18 protein-coding genes are annotated in these 20,928 nt (G+C 41.2%); 3 read left to right on the top strand and 15 right to left on the bottom strand.

Going from position 1 to position 20,928, the window contains the following annotated elements:
* Positions 1–38: 38 nt before the first annotated feature.
* Both ACLKML_RS02815 and ACLKML_RS02810 read right to left on the bottom strand, forming a co-directional pair.
* Positions 39–755 carry a 3'-5' exonuclease gene (locus tag ACLKML_RS02815; RefSeq protein WP_413283560.1) on the bottom strand — a complete coding sequence of 239 codons (717 nt, stop codon included), beginning with the start codon at positions 753–755 and terminating at the stop codon, positions 39–41.
* Between the two features lie 3 nt (positions 756–758).
* Positions 759–2,642 (bottom strand): DUF294 nucleotidyltransferase-like domain-containing protein, encoded by a 1,884-nt coding sequence (locus tag ACLKML_RS02810; RefSeq protein ID WP_413283559.1) that lies wholly within the window; start codon positions 2,640–2,642, stop codon positions 759–761.
* A gap of 158 nt (positions 2,643–2,800) precedes the next feature.
* On the opposite strand from ACLKML_RS02810, the gene ACLKML_RS02805 reads away from it, so the two are divergent.
* Positions 2,801–3,499, top strand: a complete 699-nt coding sequence (locus ACLKML_RS02805) for a haloacid dehalogenase type II (protein ID WP_413283558.1) — start codon at positions 2,801–2,803, stop codon at positions 3,497–3,499.
* Positions 3,500–3,706: 207 nt separating this feature from the next.
* Here ACLKML_RS02805 and ACLKML_RS02800 read toward each other — a convergent pair whose 3' ends face one another.
* From ACLKML_RS02800 to ACLKML_RS02775, 6 genes are all read right to left on the bottom strand, one after another.
* Positions 3,707–4,522, bottom strand: a complete 816-nt coding sequence (locus ACLKML_RS02800) for an ankyrin repeat domain-containing protein (RefSeq protein ID WP_413283557.1) — start codon at positions 4,520–4,522, stop codon at positions 3,707–3,709.
* 42 nt (positions 4,523–4,564) lie between these two features.
* Positions 4,565–5,371, bottom strand: coding sequence for an ankyrin repeat domain-containing protein (locus tag ACLKML_RS02795; protein ID WP_413283556.1), 807 nt, complete (start codon positions 5,369–5,371; stop codon positions 4,565–4,567).
* A complete protein-coding gene (locus ACLKML_RS02790; RefSeq protein ID WP_413283555.1) occupies positions 5,368–6,744 on the bottom strand; it encodes a PAAR domain-containing protein in 1,377 nt (458 codons plus the stop codon). The genes ACLKML_RS02795 and ACLKML_RS02790 overlap by 4 nt, the downstream gene beginning before the upstream one ends.
* A complete protein-coding gene (locus tag ACLKML_RS02785; protein WP_413283554.1) occupies positions 6,723–6,914 on the bottom strand; it encodes a hypothetical protein in 192 nt (63 codons plus the stop codon). Before ACLKML_RS02785 ends, ACLKML_RS02790 begins: the two co-directional genes overlap by 22 nt.
* Before the next feature lie 523 nt (positions 6,915–7,437).
* A complete protein-coding gene (locus ACLKML_RS02780) occupies positions 7,438–8,952 on the bottom strand; it encodes an NAD-dependent succinate-semialdehyde dehydrogenase (RefSeq protein WP_413283553.1) in 1,515 nt (504 codons plus the stop codon).
* Positions 8,953–9,112: 160 nt separating this feature from the next.
* Positions 9,113–9,820, bottom strand: a complete 708-nt coding sequence (locus ACLKML_RS02775) for a glutamine amidotransferase-related protein (RefSeq protein WP_413283552.1) — start codon at positions 9,818–9,820, stop codon at positions 9,113–9,115.
* 198 nt (positions 9,821–10,018) lie between these two features.
* Between ACLKML_RS02775 and ACLKML_RS02770 the strand changes: the two genes are divergently transcribed.
* Positions 10,019–11,506: an aldehyde dehydrogenase gene (locus ACLKML_RS02770; protein ID WP_413283551.1), complete on the top strand. Its 1,488-nt coding sequence runs from the start codon at positions 10,019–10,021 to the stop codon at positions 11,504–11,506.
* Between the two features lie 115 nt (positions 11,507–11,621).
* Here ACLKML_RS02770 and ACLKML_RS02765 read toward each other — a convergent pair whose 3' ends face one another.
* The 7 genes from ACLKML_RS02765 to ACLKML_RS02735 form a co-directional block, all read right to left on the bottom strand.
* Positions 11,622–12,164 (bottom strand): cupin domain-containing protein, encoded by a 543-nt coding sequence (locus tag ACLKML_RS02765; protein ID WP_317716007.1) that lies wholly within the window; start codon positions 12,162–12,164, stop codon positions 11,622–11,624.
* Positions 12,165–12,256: 92 nt separating this feature from the next.
* Entirely contained in the window at positions 12,257–13,096 is an 840-nt protein-coding gene (locus tag ACLKML_RS02760; protein WP_413283550.1) for an ABC transporter permease subunit, read from the bottom strand.
* Positions 13,096–14,001: a putrescine ABC transporter permease PotH gene (gene potH / locus ACLKML_RS02755; protein WP_317716009.1), complete on the bottom strand. Its 906-nt coding sequence runs from the start codon at positions 13,999–14,001 to the stop codon at positions 13,096–13,098. Before potH ends, ACLKML_RS02760 begins: the two co-directional genes overlap by 1 nt.
* Positions 13,998–15,164 carry a polyamine ABC transporter ATP-binding protein gene (gene potA / locus ACLKML_RS02750; protein WP_413283549.1) on the bottom strand — a complete coding sequence of 389 codons (1,167 nt, stop codon included), beginning with the start codon at positions 15,162–15,164 and terminating at the stop codon, positions 13,998–14,000. The genes potH and potA overlap by 4 nt, the downstream gene beginning before the upstream one ends.
* Before the next feature lie 260 nt (positions 15,165–15,424).
* Positions 15,425–16,489: a polyamine ABC transporter substrate-binding protein gene (locus ACLKML_RS02745; RefSeq protein ID WP_413283718.1), complete on the bottom strand. Its 1,065-nt coding sequence runs from the start codon at positions 16,487–16,489 to the stop codon at positions 15,425–15,427.
* Positions 16,490–16,592: 103 nt separating this feature from the next.
* Entirely contained in the window at positions 16,593–17,936 is a 1,344-nt protein-coding gene (locus ACLKML_RS02740; protein ID WP_413283548.1) for an aspartate aminotransferase family protein, read from the bottom strand.
* A 16-nt stretch (positions 17,937–17,952) separates the two neighbouring features.
* The gene (locus ACLKML_RS02735) at positions 17,953–19,284 is read right to left on the bottom strand and encodes a glutamine synthetase family protein (protein ID WP_413283547.1); all 1,332 of its coding nucleotides are present in this window, start codon (positions 19,282–19,284) and stop codon (positions 17,953–17,955) included.
* A 231-nt stretch (positions 19,285–19,515) separates the two neighbouring features.
* Here ACLKML_RS02735 and ACLKML_RS02730 point away from each other — a divergent pair, with 231 nt between their 5' ends.
* Positions 19,516–20,889 (top strand): glutamine synthetase family protein, encoded by a 1,374-nt coding sequence (locus ACLKML_RS02730; RefSeq protein ID WP_413283546.1) that lies wholly within the window; start codon positions 19,516–19,518, stop codon positions 20,887–20,889.
* Positions 20,890–20,928 lie beyond the last annotated feature (39 nt).

Raw genomic sequence — 20,928 nt, 5'->3', positions numbered from 1 at the left:
AGGCTAGGGTTAAAAGCGGACGAAATATGCTGTGGCTTTTATACCCATAATTTGCTAATCGCAGTTTCAGGTTGAAAATGAGTGAGAATTTGTGCCTGCAACAGTTCTGCTGTTGCAATGGCATCGGTTAATGCATCGTGCGGTGGGTAGCTTGGCAGGTTATAACGCGTTCGACTATTTGCCAGACGAATTGAGATGGATTGTTTTTTCCTGAACCAGTTAGAAAACTTGTTAGATTGTTTTTCTACAATATTGGCTTCTAGCTGCATGGTGTCAACGACAGGGAAAATAATCCCTTCATTGATTAGCCCTCGTAACGCTGCGTCAATAAAATCACGTTCAATCCAACGATAATGTACTACCACCACCTTTCCTGCTAACTCATCTAACAATTGTTCTAAAATGCGTAATAAATCTGGTGCGCCTTTTAAATCAGAATGAGTGATGCCATGAATGATTATTGAATCTTCTTGCAGTTTATCTTCCGGTGTGACTAACCAGTGTTTTGCGTTTTTGCATGCAATACGCTGCAGAGTAAATGGGACTAAACCAATACTAATAATACTGTTTTGTTCAGCATCCAAACCTGTGGTTTCAAAATCTAAAGCGACAAACTCAATGTCTTTTACCATAGTATGTTCAGGATAAGTACTGGCGTTGTAAAAGTTGGTTAAGCGGCTATCTTTACTCTCCAACGCTTGGATTTCTAAAAACGCTTTCCAATTTAAAATTTGGTGGTTATTGAAAGGATGCATAGATTACCCCTTCATGCTGTTTGCGTTGTAACGATATTTTAAAAAGTTCTGTGCACTGCTTAACACCAAAAATGCATCTTTTAAGTTACGTCGTTCGAAGTCAGACATGTTCTCTGGTTCTATGTTGTTATCTGGTTCTTGATTCGCTTCAATATCCAATGCTTGATGGTGAAGACGGACCAAAGAGATAAATTCCATCGCATGTTGCAGGTCTTTTCCTTTGGAAGGCGGTAAAATTCCGGCTTCTATAATATCTTCTAAACGGTCGAACGAGTTTTGTGATTGGGAGCCAATAGCAAGTGCATGAACACGAATAAGGTCGCCTAACGGTGCCGTTCCTCTGCGTTTCAAATTAATTGAGTTGTTATGACGGCCATCTTTTTCCATAACAAAGTTTTTAAAAAAACCAAGAGGAGGGGTTCTGTTTAATGCGTTTCTAGCAAGACAAGCGAGAAAGCGGTTATTCTTTTTAGCTTTTCTTAAAATGAATGCATTCAATTGTTCCGCCCATTTTTTTCGGCCATAAACGCCATTTAAATCAAAGAAAATAGAGCAATTTAGTAATGTTTTTGGGCTCGGGTTATCTATCCAATCGGCAAAGCAGGTTTCCCATTGTTCATGGGTTTTACGGTATTCAGGATTGGTGGCCATAATGTTACCAGTACAATAACTGTAGCCACAAGCGGCTAAACCATCACAAACATAAGTGGCTAAACCTTCAAAATACTTACCATGCAGTGACGGTTGGTATTGGTTATCCAGTATGATGGCATTATCTTGGTCGGTAACAATAAGTTGTTCATCACGAGCCATTGAGCCTAATGCTAAAAAGCAATAAGGGATTGGAGGGGGACCTAATTCTTCCTCGGCTAATTCCAGTAAGCGCTGTTTGAAGCTTCGGCCAATTTCTGACATCGCTCGTCCGACCATATGAGAATTTGCGTCTTCATTGATCATGCGAACAAAACAGTCTTTTAACTGGCCAGAAAGTAACACCAAATCGTCAATACTATTTTGTTGAAAAATACTGCTAACAAACAGTAGGCTGTTTTGAGATTCATAACGAATAATGTCAGTCACTTCAATTAAACCGATCGGTTGTTTGTTTTTTAATATCGGCAAATGATGGACGTTGTAGCGAAGCATTAACAGCATGGCTTCAAAAATATAGGCATTGTGATCTAGAGAAATGAGTTCTATTGACATGATTTCTGATACTTGGGTGTCAACACTCAATCCTTGGGTGATCACTTTGGCGCATAAATCGCGTTCGGTGATGATTCCGACAAAACTATCGCCACCTTCATCGGTAAGAGTTGGGTCATGGATCAATGCCGCAGAGACATTATTTTCTGTCATTAATTTAGCGACGTTTTGCACTGTGGTGGTGTTGGCTAACATTAATGGATCACCGCTCAATAAGGTTTTTACTTTTGATGTGGTTAATGAGTTAGCATTGTCATTGTTATCTTCCACCGCTTGCTGTAATCGGATACTGCCTTCTACTTCAACGAAATCAGCAAAGGAGTCATAGCGTTCACAGAAATCTTCGAAGATGTTCTCAGGAATGCAGTATAAAAGGGTATCTTTGAGCGATTTGGCTGGAAAGCGGACTTTTTTATTGGTGAGTAGACCCATTTGACCGAACAAGCCACCTTGATCTAGACGGTTATATAACTCACCTGTACGACGATATATTTCAACCACGCCACTGCGAATCATATACAGATCGTGTATTTTATCGCCGAACTCGATGATCATGCTATCCGCTCTGAAATAGGAAATTTCGACGCTATTTGAAATTTCGATCAATGCTTCTTCAGGCAACTGATCAAAAGGTGGGTATTGGCTGATGAAGTTGCGAATTTCCAGTAGCTCGACTTCCATAATTGACTCGATATTGGCGATAGATTAGTTGGTAATAGTATAAGTCATCTGGGTGAGAGTTGCAGCTAGGTGGTGTGTTAGATAGTAGTAAAAAATAGCCATGCCAAAGGTTGATTTTTGTTAGTATGGCCAATAACTTTGTCAGCAGGTGAACTTTTATGGGTAATAAATCAGTAGTTAATAAGGTAAAGGCTAATCAAACAATATTGTTTGATATTAATGAAACCGTGTTGAACCTTGCTAGTCTCAAGGCAAAATTTAAAACGGCCTTTGGTGACGAGCAGGTAACGGCAACATGGTTTTCAATGTTACTCCACTCTTCTACAGTTTGTATTTTGACTAAAGTTGATACTGATTTTGCCACCTTAGCTAAGATCAATTTACAGACCATTGCTTCACGCCGTGGAGTGACGTTATCACAACAGATGAGCCTGGATATATTGAATGGTTTTGCTAGTCTCAGCGCACACGATGATATGGTTGGCGCATTAAAGACTCTGCGTAATGCAGGTGTGAAAACAGTGGCCTTTTCTAATTCGTCTTTAGCTCTAATCACAGCACAAATTACTAACGCAGGCTTAAGCGAGTATTTTGATGATATTGTGTCAGTAGAACAAACGGGTAGTTTTAAACCCGATCCTAACGTTTATAAGTTTGTTGCCAATAAGCTTAACCAGCCTGTACAACAGTTGCGATTAGTGGCAACTCATGATTGGGATACCCATGGTGCTTTGTCTGTGGGCATGAAGGCGGCGTATATTAATCGATTAAACTCACTTTATAATCCACTCTATTTACAACCCGATATTGTCGCTAATACCATGGATGAAATTGTGGCGGAGATTTTGCGCACCTAAACAAAGTAATTGAAATACGTACAAGTGGAAAAGCGTTCGATTGATCATGAGTGTGCTCTTTTATATCGTATCTATCGTAGATAATGAGTTATGATGAGTTTTAGGGGCTGTGCCTAAATTCAAAGCTTGTTGGGTTGCTTTGAGGTCATTTGTTATGGTTTTCACAGCGGGCTCCTTAATAAAACCAATGGCGGTATCAATGATTTTTTACTGGCTTGGTTTGCCATGTTTATCCCACATGGCTCGCACTTCTTTTGGTGATGGTGGAGGAAATTGAACTCCTTGTTCGATAAGGTACTGCTTGATTTTCATCACCCATGGGTAATTGACGTTACCGGGTGCAACAATCCCATCTGCAATCACTTCATGAACCCTCCATGCTAAATTTGCGCCCCCAGAGCTATATATAAAGGGGTCTGCGCCTTGTTGGAGAAAGAAATAGACAAACTCATATTTCATTATATACGCAGGATATAAAGCACTATTACTACCGTTGCGATCCTTCAAGTTCACATCAGCACCATATTCCAATAACGTATTAATATTGTGCCAATTCTCGCCACCAATCGCATCAAACAGCGCTGGATGCCCATTTCTATCGATAGAATTTGGGTCGCCCCCCGCGGCTAATAACATTTTTAACCACTCTGGCGCATAGTTTCGTGCGACAAAAGTAATCGCATTATCGCCATTGGGGCGCTGAAAATTAGGATCCGCACCTAACTCAAGGGCTCGTTTGGTTGCTTTTAGGTCATTGGTTTGCGTAATAAACCATAACAGGGGCGTAATACCTTCATTACCTAGCACATTAAGATCAACTCCTTGAGCGATCAGTTGGTTAGCGGTGCTCATGTCATTTTTTTGAATGCTGTGTAGTAGTTGCACCATCTCTGGTTCGAAAAAACGCTCTGCTTTCATTTTTGTGCCTCCCATAACATTAGATAAAGGACTGCAAGCGGTAAACAGGCCGACTAGCAGAGATACCCCTGCCGTGAATAGACGATTATTTGTTATGGTTTTCACAGTGGGCTCCTTAATAAAACCAATGGCGGTATCAATGACTTTTTACTGGCTTGGTTTGCCATGTTTATCCCACATGGCTCGCACTTCTTTTGGTGATGGTGGAGGAAATTGAACCCCTTGTTCGATAAGGTACTGCTTGATTTTCATCACCCATGGGTAATTAGGATTGTCTGGAGTTATTATTTCATCTGAAAGGGCGTCATGTACTAGCCATGCTAAGTCTGCTCCACCAGACATATATACTCTCACGTCTACATCTTTCTCAATAAAAAAGCTAACCAATTCATATTTGTGTAAAATTGCAGCATGTAATGCAGAATTAAAACCACTTTTGTCTTTCAAGTTCACATCAGCACCATATTCCAATAACGTATTAATATTGTGCCAATTCTCGCCACCAATCGCATCAAACAGTGCTGGCATGCCGTCACTATCAATCGAGTTAGGATCACCTCCTGCATCCAACAACATTTTTAACCACTCTGGTTTAAAATTACGTACCACAAAATTAACAGGGCCATCCCCATCTCCATCGGTAAAGTTTGGATCCGCACCTAACTCTATGGCTCGTTGGGTTGCTTTTAGGTCATTGGTTTGCGTAATAAACCACAACAGGGGCGTAATACCTTCATTACCCAGCACATTAAGATCAACCCCTTGAGCGATCAGTTGGTTAGCGGTACTCATATCATTTTTTTGAATGCTGTGTAGTAGTTGCACCATCTCTGGTTCGAAAAAACGCTCTGCTTTCATTTTTGTACCTCCCATAACATTAGATAAAGGACTGCAAGCGGTAAACAGGCCGACTAGCAGAGATACCCCTGCCGTGAATAGACGATTATTTGTCATTGTGTCGTCCTTTGGTGTTGGGTTAATGTGTCAATATCTTGCTTTTTTTGCGCTTCTATTCCAGTTATCACCTGCTCCATACCATGCCGAGTCACAGGGCTACCTCCTTCAATACTTTCTAAGCCACGCATGTTTCCGGCAGCCTCAGGTAAAGCGCCATTGGCCAATATAGCCGCGCCTAAAAAACTCCCAATCAACGTACCGGCTTTACCACCAAACGCACTACCAACTCCGGCGATTAATGGCGCCATTACCCCCCTATTTTTTTGTAGCAGAGTGAGCACTTCGCCATCGACTGCTTGGGTTTGCATTAAGTTATTGATTTTTTGCATAGCTAAACCACCTTTACGCTGTAACGTGTTTTTATGTAAGCCAGCAGAATTAAAGCTGTAACCTTTTAGTCCTGTTATACCCACCGCACTGGCGGCCAAACCACCGCCTAATGAATGCCCCACCATTTGAATATTTTTTCCTAAAGCAATTTTTGTTTGTTGAGCAAGCTTCATTGCTTGATCATACTGCACGGACTGATTACCAATACCTTGCGAACCGTTTGTTATCCAATCTTTCCAACCGGTTACGCCATTATTGGTACCTCGGTAGGTAAGCATGGTGGCGTCGTTGATCTCAGATTTGAATAAAGCAGCACCAAAGCCTGATTTTTTACTCGTAAACGTGGCACTTTCTAAGCCCGCAATAGCCTTAGTATCAACAAGCTCTAAGCCTACCGGAGCGTCTGGCAATGGGTATTTATCTGGGTCACGACGGTTTTCGTCGACCCGGTAAACATATTGCGCTGCTTCAGCTCGTATAATACTGTCGTTATTAAAGGCAAGCCTTTCACTGGCAGCGTTAATTTTTGGATTGTTTTCATCGATGCTACAGCTGGCTAAGTTTTTGCGTGCCTGATAGCGGATTTTTCGCTGCTTCACTGTAGTCACTATTGAGTTAACACTAGCGGGTTCGCCCCATTTTATTGGTTTTAGCCGCGGCATTGCCACTAAGGCTAACAAGGGCGCATGCTGTTTAACGGCATTTTCGCCACACTGGTGACTGGGTGATTGATATGGCGTATCACCAATAAACACATTGCCAGAGCCTGCCGAAACAGAGCCACCACAATTAATTGCATCGCCCACACGAGCCGCTGGTTTACCATTAATTGAGACACTAGAAGAACCGGCAGCGATATTTCGTCCGTGCAGAGCATGAGGCATTTTGGGGCAAGGACAAGCGTGCAACAATACGGAATCGCCTTTACGAGCAGCAGGCTTGCCATTAATGCTCACATCGGGACTTCCTGCTACAATTGGCGTAGCAGGAAAACATCCATGGCCAGCACAACTGTCGCCTAATCGGGCTGCTTTTGGCATATCGACTCTTTAGCGTCTGTACACTGGTTTGAGTGGTTGGCTAACGTCAGTTTTGTTTCAAAAGGGTTGGATAAACTTTCAACAAAACAAAAATCAACCATATCAAAACTGTCTTCCGTTAAGTTTTGTGTTTTAAAATCAAACTGCAATCCAATGCCTAAAAGAGCCATGCTTATTTCCTTAAAACCGCAATAATGGGTAATAAAGAAGCGTAATTGGTTCAAAATAGAATAGTAATAGGCTTAGTGATAAATTTGAGACGTGTATTGCTAATAGCAGATATTATTTTAACTAGCTGATTTTTATTGAAAATAGTTTAACTAGATATAAAATCAGGTATAACGTAGGCCAGAATCGAGTCAAAAGTGGTCTAAATAACCCTCAATTTTCCGCTAAGGAAAGCCGTTTATGAACTGATGTCACAGTCTCACAAAAGTTAAATCTCTATTTTTGTTCATATTTGGAATTTAATTCTAATTTTTTTAGCGAAGGAGTTGGTTACATGAGATTATATTTATGAAGTGGTCCTTCAGGGCAGGCTAAAACTGAGCCGATTTAAGGTAGAAAGTTATAAAATGACGATAGTAAAAGCAATGACAATCGCCATTGCTTTATTAGTCGATAATTGACAGAGGTATATTTGCGGCATTAATTTTTCTGCAATGATATTTCTTTTCTGATTGCGAAATTTCTCTATTTATCTAAACCGCCCAGACATAAATATTTAATTTCTAGATAATCATCTAAGCCGTATTTTGATCCTTCGCGCCCGCTACCCGACTGTTTTACACCACCAAATGGTGCGGCGGCGTTAGAAATAATGCCTTCATTAATGCCAACGATGCCAAATTCTAACTTTTCAGCCACCCGCCAAATCAAGCCAATATCTCGAGCGTAAAAATAAGCCGCGAGGCCATATTCAGTGTCATTGGCCATTGCGATGACATCTTCTTCATTATCAAAAGCAATAATAGGCGAAACAGGGCCAAATATCTCATTGCTTGCGATTGGCATATCGTTAGTTACGTTGGTTAAAATCGTCGGTTGATAAAAAGTATCACCAATTTGACTGCGTTTACCACCTAGAACCAAGTTAGCGCCGGCAGAAATTGAATCCTTAACTAAGGTGTCAACATTATCTACCGCTTGTGTTGAGATCATTGGACCGATATTAACGCCGTCGGTTAAGCCATTGCCCATGGTTAATTCTTCAACCGCTGCGGTGAATTTTTTAGTGAACGTTTCGATGACATCTTTTTGTACAAATAAACGATTGCTGCACACGCAAGTTTGGCCGGCATTGCGGTATTTTGATATTACTGCGCCTTGTACCGCAGCATCGATATCAGCGTCGTTAAAGACAATAAAGGGCGCGTTGCCACCCAGTTCCATTGACACTTTTTTCACCGAAGTCGCGCATTGGCTGATGAGCGTTTTGCCTACCGCGGTGGAGCCTGTAAAAGTAAATTTAGCAATATCAGGATGTTGGGTTAATACTTTACCAATACCTTGTGCATCTTCACCAACGACAACGTTAAATACTCCGGCAGGAATACCCGCACGTTCAGCTAGTTCTGCCATTGCCAATGCAGATAGAGGGGTTTGTGTGGCAGGACGAACCACAAAAGTACATCCAGCAGCTAGTGCGGCTGCGGCTTTTCTTGTGATCATTGCATTAGGGAAATTCCATGGCGTAATGGATCCAACCACACCAACAGGTTGTTTGATTACGATAATGCGTTTGTCACCAGATGGCGCCGGAATAGTGTCGCCATAAATGCGTTTGCCTTCTTCAGCAAACCAATCCAAAAATGCCGCACCGTAAGCGATTTCACCTTTCGCTTCCGCTAGAGGTTTTCCTTGTTCCAAGGTTAAAATACGTCCGAGGTCGTCTTGATGCTGCATTACTAAATTAAACCAGCTTCTCATTAACTCAGCACGTTCATTGGCAGACTTAGAAGACCACATGTTTAGAGCGGCCTTGGCTGAGGTAACCGCTAGTTCTGCATCTGCTACACTGGCATCATCAACTTGAGCAATTATGTCGCCATTGGCGGGATTCGAGATCGAAATTTTTGCATCATTAGTTTGCCAATGACCATTTATGTAAGAACAGTGTTTAACGAGTGTTGTATCTTGTAAACCTACTGATTCATCTTGAAAATCGATTGACTCAACTGGCAAATTTGTTGGTTTAATCCTGTCCATCCTTAACCTCTATTGATTTGTTTCTAACCTTGATAATTCTCTAATGGCGTAGAATAAGTGATTGAATACAAAGTATACTCGTTATCCCACAAGCTGCCTTTTTGATTTAATTAATTTTTGATTTAGTTAACTTTTTACTCGAGTTGATTTTTTACGCGAGTTAATTTTTTGATTGGATTAAGAATTCGGCAAACCATTTCATAACTACGCTTGAATCTGGTTCAATTTGTAAGCTAAGTTTGGCTTTTTCATACAGTTCGTCAGAAATCAGGTCTCTTTTCTTGTCTAATAATTTTTGTTCAAACTCTACCGAAAATTCAGGGTGTCCTTGTACCGTTAAAATATGTTGCTCTTTGCTGAACATATAATACGGACAGAAATCACTTGAAGAAATAAGCTGAGTAGAAGGGGGAAGTTCGGTGACTTGATCTTGATGACTAACCAGTAGGTTTAGTTGAGTTTTGTTTGGAGTCATCCATGCTGGGTGCTGATGAACTTGGTTCTCACTGACTCCAAGTCCCCAACCTTTGTTTGATTTTTCGACTTTACCACCAAGGGCGATACTAATCACTTGGTGACCGAAGCAAATTCCAACTACAGGTTTACGTATTTGGTCGCAGTACTTAATCCACTCAATTAAATTATGTACCCAAGGTTGATCGGAATAAGCGTCGTGGGTACTGCCGGTTATAATATAGCCTTGGCAGTCATCATTTTGTTTGGGCAAATTTTGTTGTAAGGCATCATATTGTTGATATTCGAACTGCCCATGAGGCGAAAGGGTCGCCATTATCATATCTGCAAACTCGCCAAATTGTTGTGACAAAACGGGGTCGAGCTTGTCGCAAACTATTATACCTATTTTCATTTATAAACCTCATCCATGAAGTTGAAACCAATTGATTTTTTGAATGACAAATACCATTGTGATTCAATATACTTTACATTAGTATGGAATTTAAGCTAAAACATACGTTAAATGCAACTTATAATTAACAGTTGTTAATGATGAAAGGCTAGGGTAGGACTCCTAAGCTGGGTATAAATCAACATTTAAAGGGAATTTATGAGTAATCAAATATGGCTAGAACGTGCAAAGCAGTTGTCATTTTCGACTAAAGCATTGATAAATGGTGAGCTAACTGACGCAATAAGTAAAGAGACATTTGCTTGTATTAATCCTGCTGATGGTCAATTACTAGCAAATGTAGCACGTTGTGATCAGCAAGATGTCGACATTGCGGTGATGGTTGCCAAACGTGTTTTCGATAGCGGAGTTTGGTCTGGACTCGAACCTTCGGCGAGAAAAACAATTTTATTGAAATTCGCTCAGCTTATTGACGACAATGTTGAAAAACTGGCTTTGTTAGACTCGCTAGACGCCGGTAAACCAATTAATGACACCCTGGGTTATGATGCTCCAGCAACCGCTCGTTGTATTGCATGGAACGCAGAAGCCATTGATAAAATATATGATGAAGTCGCTCCTACAACGTCAGATGCGTTGGCATTGGTAACACGTGAGCCCCTGGGTGTTGTCGCAGCTATTGTGCCATGGAATTTTCCATCGGTAATGGCATCGTGGAAGATCGGTCCAGCACTTGCAGCGGGTAACTCGATTATTGTTAAACCGTCTGAAAAAAGTCCATTGTCAGCTATTTTTCTAGCAGAATTAGCGTTGCAAGCTGGTATACCTTCTGGGGTATTTCAAGTGTTACCGGGATTTGGTGGCGAAGCTGGTCAAGCGCTGGCTCTACATGCTGATGTGGATTGCATTACCTTTACTGGATCGACAGCCGTCGGCAAAAAATTGCTGACATTTGCAGGCGAATCCAACTTAAAACGCACCTTTATGGAGTGCGGTGGAAAAAGCCCGCATATCATTTGTGCTGATGTGAAAGATCTTGATAAAGCGGTCGCAACGGCTTTAAGCGCAATTTGTTATAACCAAGGTGAAGTGTGTACGGCAGGTTCTCGCCTTCTGGTTGAACGAAGTATTTATCAATCAGTGGTAGAAAAACTCGCGCAAGGGGTAAAAAATTGGCAGCCAAGTCATCCCTTAAGCACGGATACTTCGATGGGGGCGATTATTGATAGTCAGCAAATGGAACGCGTGCTTGGTTATATAGAAATCGGTAAAAAAGAAGGGGCGAAGCTATTATGTGGCGGTTCTCGCGTTTTATCGGAAACTGGCGGATATTACATTCAGCCAACGATATTTACCGATGTCAGTGCAAGCATGACTATTGCAAAAGAAGAGATATTTGGTCCTGTGTTATCGGTTTTAGTGTTTGACTCACTTGAAGAGGCGATTTCGATTGCCAATGACAGTGAATATGGCTTAGCTGCAGGGATTTGGACCAACGATATTTCTAAAGCCATTCGTGGTTCTAGGGCTTTAAAAGCGGGCACTGTGTTTGTTAATAACTGGGACGGTGGAGACATGACTATGCCGTTTGGTGGTTTTAAACAAAGCGGTAATGGTCGTGATAAATCATTACATGCAATAGAGAAATACACAGAATTGAAATCAACATGGATTGAACTTGATTAATGACAATGAGTTTTATGTTGTGAACCGCTCGAATAAAATCGAGCGGTTTCTTGGACTGTGATTTTGGTTTGTTGCGATTGGTCTTGGTTTGCTGTGATGGCTAACTTAGTTAATATTAGAACGTGGCAGGCGTTGCGGCACTAATTAATTCGCATTCGACCTTACCTTTATTTCTGAAGCGATGCGGTTGTCGAGTTTCAAAATAATAAGAATCACCAGGCTTAAGAATTTGTGATTGATTACCAACAATAACCTCTATTTCTCCCCTTAAAACGATACCGCCTTCTTCTCCTTCATGTTGCATGAAGTCTGTACCTGTATCGGCACCAGGTGGATAAATTTCGCGTAGAATAGCCAATTTCTTATCACTTCTTTTGCCGCCGACAAGCAGCATACTTATGACATTATCGCCGATATCCACTAGCTCTTCCGCTGAGTAGAATATCTTATCTTCAGCTTCGATATTAATGGTGAAGAACTCGCCCATGGAGATTGGGATCGCGTCTAAGATTTTCTTGAGAGAGCCAACCGAAGGGTTGACCTGATTTTTTTCGATTTGAGATATCATCGCATTGGTAACACCACTGAGTTTCGCAAGCTCTCGTTGTGAAATGCCTTTTATAGTACGAATTGTTTTCAGTTGTTTGCCTATGTCCATTCCAATTTCCCAAGTTTGTAATAGTGCTACTCTGGTTAAATTATAGCGCTACTCTGGTTAAATAGAGCAGCGCCATTGTTTACAGAACGGTATTATGACGTAGCGTTGATCTCCATTCGGCGCCTTTTCTCTGCTTTCGCCATCAACCACCAGCCTATAAAGGACGCACATGATACAATAAGTACCATTAAGGTTGCTAGCGCATTTATTTTAGGGCTTATACCTAACCGAACACTTGAAAACACCACAATAGGCAATGTTGTTGAGCTAGGGCCAGACACAAAGCTTGAAATCACTAAATCGTCTAAAGACAAAGTAAAGGCCAATAACCATCCTGCTACCAAAGACGGCAGAATCATTGGTAACGTAATTTGGAAAAATACTTTCCAAGGCGGCGCACCGAGATCCATTGCCGCTTCTTCAACTGACCGATCCAATTCTTGCAAACGTGAGCTAATTACGACCGTTACGTAGGCGGTACAGAAGGTAACGTGAGCAATCCAAATGGTTAACATGCCGCGTTGTGCAAACAGATCAATAAACTGACCGAGAGAAATAAACAACAGCAACAAGGACAGGCCGGTAATGACATCTGGCATAACCAAAGGTGCGGTGATCATAAAAGCAAAGCTGGTTTCCCCTCTAAACTTGCCAAAACGCTTTAAGATGAAAGCTGAGATAGTGCCAAGTACAACTGCAGCTGATGCGGCAAGCACACCAACCGTTAAACTGATTTTCAGGCCGTTAATTAGTAGGTCATCTTGGAATAATTCGCTGTACCATTTAGTTGAGAAGCCAGACCATACAGTGACGAGACGGCTTTCATTGAAAGAGTAAATGATAAGGATAACAATCGGTAAATAGAGGAAACTAAAAACCGACCCTAACATTATCCATTTCCATTTGTTGTTATAAACTGGTATTGAATTCATTATGCTGCCTCCAATTCACGTTTTTGGTAACGATGGAACCAGACAATTGGTACCATTAGAATCAGTAACATGGTTATTGCTACCGCAGAAGCGACAGGCCAATCACGATTATTGAAAAATTCTTGCCACAATACTCGTCCTATTAATACTGAATCAGGTCCACCAAGTAGTTCTGGGATAACAAATTCGCCCACCGCGGGAATAAATACCAACATTGATCCTGCAATAATTCCGGCTTTGGTTAACGGTATTAATATTCGAATTAGCACAGTAAATGGTCTCGCTCCTAGGTCGAGTGCCGCTTCAATGAGCGAATAATCGACCTTCATTAATGCCGTGTAGATAGGAAGGACCATAAAGGGTAGGTAAGTATAAATAATACCGATATAAACAGCGGTATCGGTATGCAAAATATGCAGTGGCTGATCAATAACACCGAGCCCCATTAAGAAATTGTTTAACAGACCGTTGTTTTTAAATATGCCGATTAGTGCGTAAATACGGATTAAAAAACTGGTCCATGAAGGTAGAATAATCAACATCAGCAAAACATTGCGTGTTGCTGGCGTTGAGTGAACAATCGCCCACGCTGTCGGAAAGCCGATAAGTAGACAAAGTACAGTTGAAATAAAGGCAATTCGGAGTGACATTAAATAAGATGAAGCGTATAAACTGTCTTCAATGAGATAGAGATAGTTGCCGATATTGATGAAAAACTGTAACTGTTCGTCGACGATAGCAACCAGATCGGAGTAGGGTGGGATGGCAAGCTCTGCCTCTGCTAGACTTATTTTGAAGACAAATAAGAATGGAAGGAGAAAAAAAAGTAGTAACCAGCTATAAGGTATCGCCATAACTAGATAACGCGAAAACGGAATATTTCGAATAGAATTAAGTATCTTCATATTGTTAATACCACCCCACTTTCTGTTTCCCAATATAAGCTGACTGGATCATTCCACGTTGGCATTCCCACTCTGTGCCGACTAATGTTTTGTACCGATACCACCACCAATTTATTGCTTGGTAAGCGGACATGGTAAATTGACTGACTGCCTATATACGCAATGTCTTCCACAATGCCTGAGCAACTGTTAGTTTGACTTAATGATTCGGTGCATAGATATATTTTTTCTGGGCGAACTGCAACCATCAATTCGGTTCCAGGCGTAGCAGAAAGTCTGCGATTGAATACAATTGGTTTATCTAAATCAGCGCACTGAATCATTGAACGGTCATCGGTACTGCTGGTTAAAGTGCCGTCGAAAATATTGACTGAACCAATAAACTCGGCGCAATAGCGTGAATTTGGTGATTCATAAATAGAGTTAGGCGAACCAATTTGAACAAATTGACCCTTGTTCATAATAGCGATGCGGTCTGCCATGGTCATCGCTTCTTCTTGGTCATGCGTGACCATTACGCAGGTAACGCCAACTCGCTCAAGAATGTCGACGATTTCGAGTTGCATTTTTTCACGTAAATTTTTATCCAATGCACCCATTGGTTCATCAAGTAGCAACAATATTGGTCGTTTCGCTAAACTTCTTGCTAGGGCCACACGTTGTCTTTGCCCACCAGACAGTTGATGAGGTTTACGATTGGCGTACTCAGTCATATGAACCAGTTCAAGGAGTTCTTCAACGGTCTTTTTAATTTCTACTTTAGAAAGGCTTTCCTGCTTTAGACCAAAGGCAATGTTATTGAATACGGTCATATGAGGAAATAGGGCGTAGGATTGGAACATCATATTGACTGGGCGACGATAAGGCGGAATATTAGCTAAGTCTTCCCCACCAAGAATGATTTGGCCTGAATCGGGTGATTCGAATCCGGCGAGCATTCGCAGTAGTGTCGATTTCCCACAACCAGAACCGCCAACTAGTGCGCATATTTCACCTTGATTAATGGTGAGATCGACGTTGTCGACAGCGGTATGGCCGTCAAATGTTTTGGTTAATCCTTTTATTTGTAACAGTGGTCTGTTCTGTTTTCGTACAGCCGTTGGTTTTTCAATAGTGTTCTCTACACTATCTGACGTGGGTGAGTCTGTGGTTATTGTCGTCATATATGTCCCTATATAAAACCTGTCCGTGTAAACACTTTTCTACATATAACTATGTTATTTTCATAAAACTATACTGTTTAAAATTGACTATTTTGTTGTGGTATAAATACGTTGTTCTAATGTAAATAAACTGTCTTGGTATAATGCTATTTCTATCTAATTAAGCGTTAACGATTTGATAAAATTATGCTGCGATTGACGGTCATTTTAATTAACTAGCGCTCTAATTAAGTAAAGCTAGAGCGCTAATTTTTAGCTGACTAGTTTCTAACAAACTCTGTCCATGTGCGCGTGATCACACGAGAAACCTTATTCGGTAGCATTTTGCTACTGTACAGTTTTTCTTGAACTTGTTCGGAAGGATAAATACCAGGGTTATCAAGGATTTCTTGGTCAAGAAACTCACGTGACGCGGTATTTGCATTGGCGTACCAGACGTAGTTACTGATATTAGCCATTACTTCTGGACGCAATAGATAATTGATAAATTTCATCGCATTATCTGGGTGTTTTGCATCTTTCGGTATGGCCATTAAATCAAACCATGCGAGCGCCCCTTCTTTTGGAATATTGTACGCAACTTCTACACCGTTCTCTGCTTCTGCTGCTCGGTCAGATGCTTGTAGAACATCACCAGACCAACCGACGGTTACACAAATGTCACCATTGGCTAAGTCATTGATGTATTGAGAAGAATGAAAGTAGGTAATGTAAGGTCTGACTTGTTTTAGCAGTGCAAGTGCTTCTTTGTAGTCATCGCTATTTCGTGAGTTAGGATCTTTGCCAAGATAGTTTAACGCAGCCGCTAGGATTTCTGTTGGTGCGTTTAAGAATGCTACGCCACAGCTGCTGAGTTTTTCCATGTTTTCTGGTTTAAACACAAGATCCCAACTGTCTACCGGGGCATCTTTACCCAACGCTTGTTCAACTTTGTCTACGTTGTATCCAATACCTGTTGTACCCCAAAGGTATGGAACAGCATAAGCATTTTTAGGATCGACTGTTTGCTCTAAAACTGACATCAGCTTGCTATCTAAGTTGCCATAGTTGGTCAGTTTGTTTTTGTCGAGTGGCATGAAAGCGCCCGCGATTACTTGACGGCCAAGAAAGTCATTGGATGGAACAACAATGTCAAAACCAGTCTGTCCAGATAAAATTTTTGCTTCTAGTACCTCATTGGAATCAAACACATCATAGACTACTTTTATACCTGTTTCTGCTTCAAAGTCCTTGATAGTGTCTGCTGCAATATAATCCGACCAGTTATAGATATTAAGTACTTTTTCTTCTTCAGCAAAGACAGAATGTGTTGTTGTCGCCCCCATAATTCCTATTGCTAATGCTGTTGCTAGGTTTTTCTTTAACATAGTTAATCTCCAATCCTTGGGTATGTTTATGTTTTGCTAGGCTTTTAAAGTTATAATCAACTTATAAAGAAGCCAGAGTTAAATCGAGTGCTTGTTTTACTCTTTCAATAAGCAGATCAATTTCATTTTCAGTGATAATTAATGGAGGGCTCACTATCATAGTGTCGCCGACTGCTCGCATGATTAAGCCGCTTTTTAGGCAGTTTTCTCGACATACTGTGCCCATTTCCATCTCTTTTTCGAAGCGCTGATTGGTGGTTTTGTCAGACACCAATTCGATTGCTGCTACCATTCCTTTTGAACGAGCTTCGCCAACTAGAGGGTGGGCTGACAAGCTCTGCCATTTCTGGTTAAAGTAAGGAACGATTTTATCTTTTAGTGTTGGAATAATATTTTGTGATTGCATCTGTTTGATATTGGCGATAGCCACAGCACAAGCGGCTGGGTGACCAGAATAAGTAAATCCGTGTGCAAATTCTGAATCGACATCTTTGAGTACTTTGGCGACGTCATCATGTACCATCACTCCACCAAGAGGCAGATACCCTGATGTAATCCCTTTTGCCATACACAATAAATCAGGTTTGATGTTATAAGTGTTACTGGCAAACCACTCACCTGTACGACCAAAGCCACAAATTACTTCATCTGCAACCAATAAGATTTCATATTTATCGCAAATACGTTGAATTTCTGGCCAATAATTTTCTGGTGGGATAATAACGCCACCGGCACCTTGAATAGGTTCTGCAATGAATGCTGCGACGTTATCTTCACCTAATTCAAGAATTTTTTCTTCTAGCTGGCGTGCTCGCTCGAGACCGAAAGCTTCAACATCGCCATCTGTACATTCAGCAAAACTATAGGGTTGGTCAATATGCACAATATCCGGAACCAGACAGCCGGTTTGTTGGCGCATAAAATCCATACCGCCTAAACTTGCGCCCGCGATAGTACTACCGTGATAGGCATTTTTTCGGCCAATAATGACTTTTTTGTCTTTCTTACCCAAGGCGTTCCAGTAGTAGCGAACCATGCGAACCACAGTATCGTTACACTCTGAACCTGAACCAGTAAAAAAGACGTGATTCATTCCTTCCGGAGTAACTTCTGACAGCAGTTTAGCCAGTTTTGCGGCTGGTGGATGAGTGGTTTGGAAAAACAGATTGTAATAAGGCAGTGTTTTTAGCTGCTCGGTTGCGGCTTCAATTAATGGTTCGCAGTTGTAGCCTAAATTTACGCACCACAAACCAGACATGGCATCGAGAATTTCAAATCCTGTTTCATCATAAACGTATATTCCTTCAGCTCTTTCTATCATTCGAGCGCCTTTAGCGTTTAACTCGTGATAGTTACTAAAAGGATGAAAACAGTGTTGCGCATCGTATTGTACTAATTCAGACATAATAACCTCCTTATCCTTACACATTGAGTAGTAAAAATTCTCTTTCCCATGAGCTAATTACTTGGAAAAACGTTTGGTATTCTTTACGCTTGATGGCAACGTAAGCCGCAACAAAACGTTCACCTAGAATTTCTTTTAGTTCATCGCAGTTTTCGAGCAGTCGCAGCGCTTCTTCAACGGTACGAGGAAGTTCATACGGGTCTTGGCTGGTGTCCTCAGTCGCAATGTCGGTCGGCTCTAATTCTTGCACCATGCCTAGATAACCACATGCGAGTGACACAGCCATTGCCAAATAAGGATTGGCATCCGCACCTGCATAACGATTTTCTACTCGACGAGATTTTCCATCAGATACAGGGATCCTTAACCCGACTGTCCTGTTATCTTCACCCCATTCTAAGTTTGTAGGGGCTGAGTCACCAAACACTAGGCGGCGGTACGAGTTGACGTTAGGTGCGAAAAATGACAAGCCAGCAGGTGTGTATTTTTGCAGACCCGCAATATAGTTGTATAACGCTTTACTGTTACTGCCATCAGGGTTGCTGAATAGATTATTACCATCTTTGTCGAGTATATTTTGATGGATATGCATCGCCGAACCAGGTTCGTGCTCCATCGGTTTAGCCATAAACGTTGCATAAACGTTGTGAGTAAGAGCGGATTCTCGAACCGTACGTTTAAATAGAAAAACTTGATCGGCGCTTTCTAGTGCTTCGCCGTGATCAAAGTTGATTTCCATTTGCGCTGCACCTGATTCGTGAATGAGTGTGTCGACTTCTAATTCTTGAACTTCACAAAAGTCATACATATCTTCAAATAAAGGATCAAACTCATTGACGGCATCAATACTGAAAGATTGTCTAGCAGTTTCTGGGCGACCATTACGCCCGACAGGTGGTTCTAGTGGGTAATCCCAATCGAGGTTTTGTTTCACTAAGAAAAACTCTAGCTCAGGTGCGACGATTGGCGTCCACCCTTTATCGTGATAGAGTTTTAGAACTCGTTTGAGCACACTTCGCGGTGCGATACCAACCAAATCGCCACTTGCGTCATAACAGTTGTGGATGATTTGTGCGGTTGGTTCTTTTGCCCAAGGAACAAAGCGAATGGTTTGTGGGTCTGGCTCCAAGATCATGTCTTTTTCGGTGAGGTCGATCATGGTGTCATCGTCGGGCCAGTCACCAGTAATGGTCTGAAAAAATAAGCTTTCTGGGAGTCTCATCCCCTTATCTTTCAAGAATTTATTGGCAGGAATAATTTTGCCACGAGCATTACCAGTAATATCTGGGATAAGACATTCAACTTCGGTAATGTTATTTTCGAGTATCCATTTTCTGATTGTGTCCATATTTGTCAGCCATTTTTTGTCAATAGTTATTTGGTAACTATGTGAGGCTCTCCGTAGTCTCACTATTCTAGAAATGCCACATAATCAATATTCATGTCAACCATTTGTTAACTATTTATTGTTTATTTTGCTATTTAATAAGAAATTAACCAGTTTTGTATCAAAATACTTTACATTGATGTGGTTTTTTTACTAGTCTGTTTTTTGTTCGATATGAGAAGGAAGTCATAGATGACATATAAAAACAGTAAATGGATGACCGAAGATAGTATTGCAGATGTAGATCTGTTTATTGCGCAACATCCAGAAATAACAAGTATAGACTTGATTCTTTTTGATATTAATGGAATTGAACGAGGCAAGAGAATTCCAGTGTCTATGTTGGAAAAAGTGGTGAGACATGGCGTTTGTATGCCAGCGTCGGTATTTGCATTGGACATTAACGGTGAAACGGTTGAGGAAACAGGGTTGGGGTTTGCTCAGGGCGATTCTGATCGTGTTTGTCGTATTGTAGATGGAACGCTGACGGTAATTCCATGGAAGCCCGGCGTTGCTCAAGCAATAATTACCATGTTGGATCAAAATCAGGTGGATGGCTTTTTTGCTGACCCCAGACAAGTGCTCAACAAACAGTTGATAGAAATGGCAAACAAAAACTATTTCCCGTGTGTTGCGGTTGAGTTTGAGTTTTATCTACAAGATCTTGAGTTAGATGCAGATGGAAAACCGCAACCGCCGTTGATGCCGAATAGCCAACAGCGGATGGAAAAAACTCAAGTCTATTCACTTGAAGAGCTGGATGAGTTTCGTGAATTTATCGACGAAATTATTGCGGCATGCGAACTTCAAAATATTCCTGCCGCTAATATAACCGCCGAATATGCACCAGGCCAGTTTGAAGTAAATTTGAATCACAACCTCGATGTTGTTCAAGCATGCGACCAAGCCATGGCGATGAAGCGAGTGGTTAGAGAAGTAGCGAAAAAGCATGGCTTTAAGGCTAACTTTATGGCGAAACCCTATCGTGAATATTCCGGTAGTGGTTGCCACGTTCATATCAGTGTGTTTGATGAAAACGGGATGAATGTGTTCAATCACACCCCTGAGATATTGAACTATTCCATCGCTGGTATTTTACAATATATGCCAGATACTATGGCTATTATTGCTCCCAATGCCAATTCTTATCGCCGTTTTCAACCTAATATGTTTGTCTCTCTTTGGCCGAACTGGGGATGGGATAATAGGACAGTCGCCTTAAGAGTGCCTGCCGATACTGGGCAAAATAGACGTTTAGAGCACCGTATTTCTGGTGCGGACTGCAATCCTTATTTAGTTATTGCGGCTATTTTGGCTACGATACAAGAGGGGATAGAGCAACATATGGTTCCTTCTGAACCAATATCAGGTAATGCTTACGAGCTTGAGGGAAGTAATTTCTTGCCTCAGTCTTGGCTGCATGCAATTGATAAGTTTCAATCCAGTGATGTGTTATACCAAAGATTGAGCGCAGAGTTTTGCAATGTGTACCAACAAAATAAACGCAGTGAGCAGCAGAGCTTTTTTTCGCAAGTTTCTTCATTGGATTATGAATGGTATTTGTAAAGAACAGAGATGTTTTGTAAAGGAATAAATGACGTTGTT

The organism is Vibrio sp. MA40-2 (assembly GCF_047302445.1).
Classification (GTDB): Bacteria; Pseudomonadota; Gammaproteobacteria; order Enterobacterales; family Vibrionaceae; genus Vibrio.
Note: the sequence above shows the minus strand (reverse complement) of the source record. Positions and strands in the feature narration are given on the sequence as shown.

Bases quoted from the DNA above. Each gene is read 5' to 3' on its own strand.
- ACLKML_RS02795 (WP_413283556.1), bottom strand. From the start codon at position 5,371: ATGACAAATAATCGTCTATTCACGGCAGGGGTATCTCTGCTAGTCGGC.
- ACLKML_RS02805 (WP_413283558.1), top strand. From the start codon at position 2,801: ATGGGTAATAAATCAGTAGTTAATAAGGTAAAGGCTAATCAAACAATA.
- potH (WP_317716009.1), bottom strand. From the start codon at position 14,001: ATGAAGATACTTAATTCTATTCGAAATATTCCGTTTTCGCGTTATCTA.
- ACLKML_RS02730 (WP_413283546.1), top strand. From the start codon at position 19,516: ATGACATATAAAAACAGTAAATGGATGACCGAAGATAGTATTGCAGAT.
- ACLKML_RS02745 (WP_413283718.1), bottom strand. From the start codon at position 16,489: ATGGGGGCGACAACAACACATTCTGTCTTTGCTGAAGAAGAAAAAGTA.
- ACLKML_RS02770 (WP_413283551.1), top strand. From the start codon at position 10,019: ATGAGTAATCAAATATGGCTAGAACGTGCAAAGCAGTTGTCATTTTCG.
- ACLKML_RS02740 (WP_413283548.1), bottom strand. From the start codon at position 17,936: ATGTCTGAATTAGTACAATACGATGCGCAACACTGTTTTCATCCTTTT.
- ACLKML_RS02810 (WP_413283559.1), bottom strand. From the start codon at position 2,642: ATGGAAGTCGAGCTACTGGAAATTCGCAACTTCATCAGCCAATACCCA.
- ACLKML_RS02785 (WP_413283554.1), bottom strand. From the start codon at position 6,914: ATGGCTCTTTTAGGCATTGGATTGCAGTTTGATTTTAAAACACAAAAC.
- ACLKML_RS02790 (WP_413283555.1), bottom strand. From the start codon at position 6,744: ATGCCAAAAGCAGCCCGATTAGGCGACAGTTGTGCTGGCCATGGATGT.
- ACLKML_RS02775 (WP_413283552.1), bottom strand. From the start codon at position 9,820: ATGAAAATAGGTATAATAGTTTGCGACAAGCTCGACCCCGTTTTGTCA.
- ACLKML_RS02735 (WP_413283547.1), bottom strand. From the start codon at position 19,284: ATGGACACAATCAGAAAATGGATACTCGAAAATAACATTACCGAAGTT.
- ACLKML_RS02780 (WP_413283553.1), bottom strand. From the start codon at position 8,952: ATGGACAGGATTAAACCAACAAATTTGCCAGTTGAGTCAATCGATTTT.
- ACLKML_RS02765 (WP_317716007.1), bottom strand. From the start codon at position 12,164: ATGGACATAGGCAAACAACTGAAAACAATTCGTACTATAAAAGGCATT.
- ACLKML_RS02760 (WP_413283550.1), bottom strand. From the start codon at position 13,096: ATGAATTCAATACCAGTTTATAACAACAAATGGAAATGGATAATGTTA.
- ACLKML_RS02815 (WP_413283560.1), bottom strand. From the start codon at position 755: ATGCATCCTTTCAATAACCACCAAATTTTAAATTGGAAAGCGTTTTTA.
- potA (WP_413283549.1), bottom strand. From the start codon at position 15,164: ATGACGACAATAACCACAGACTCACCCACGTCAGATAGTGTAGAGAAC.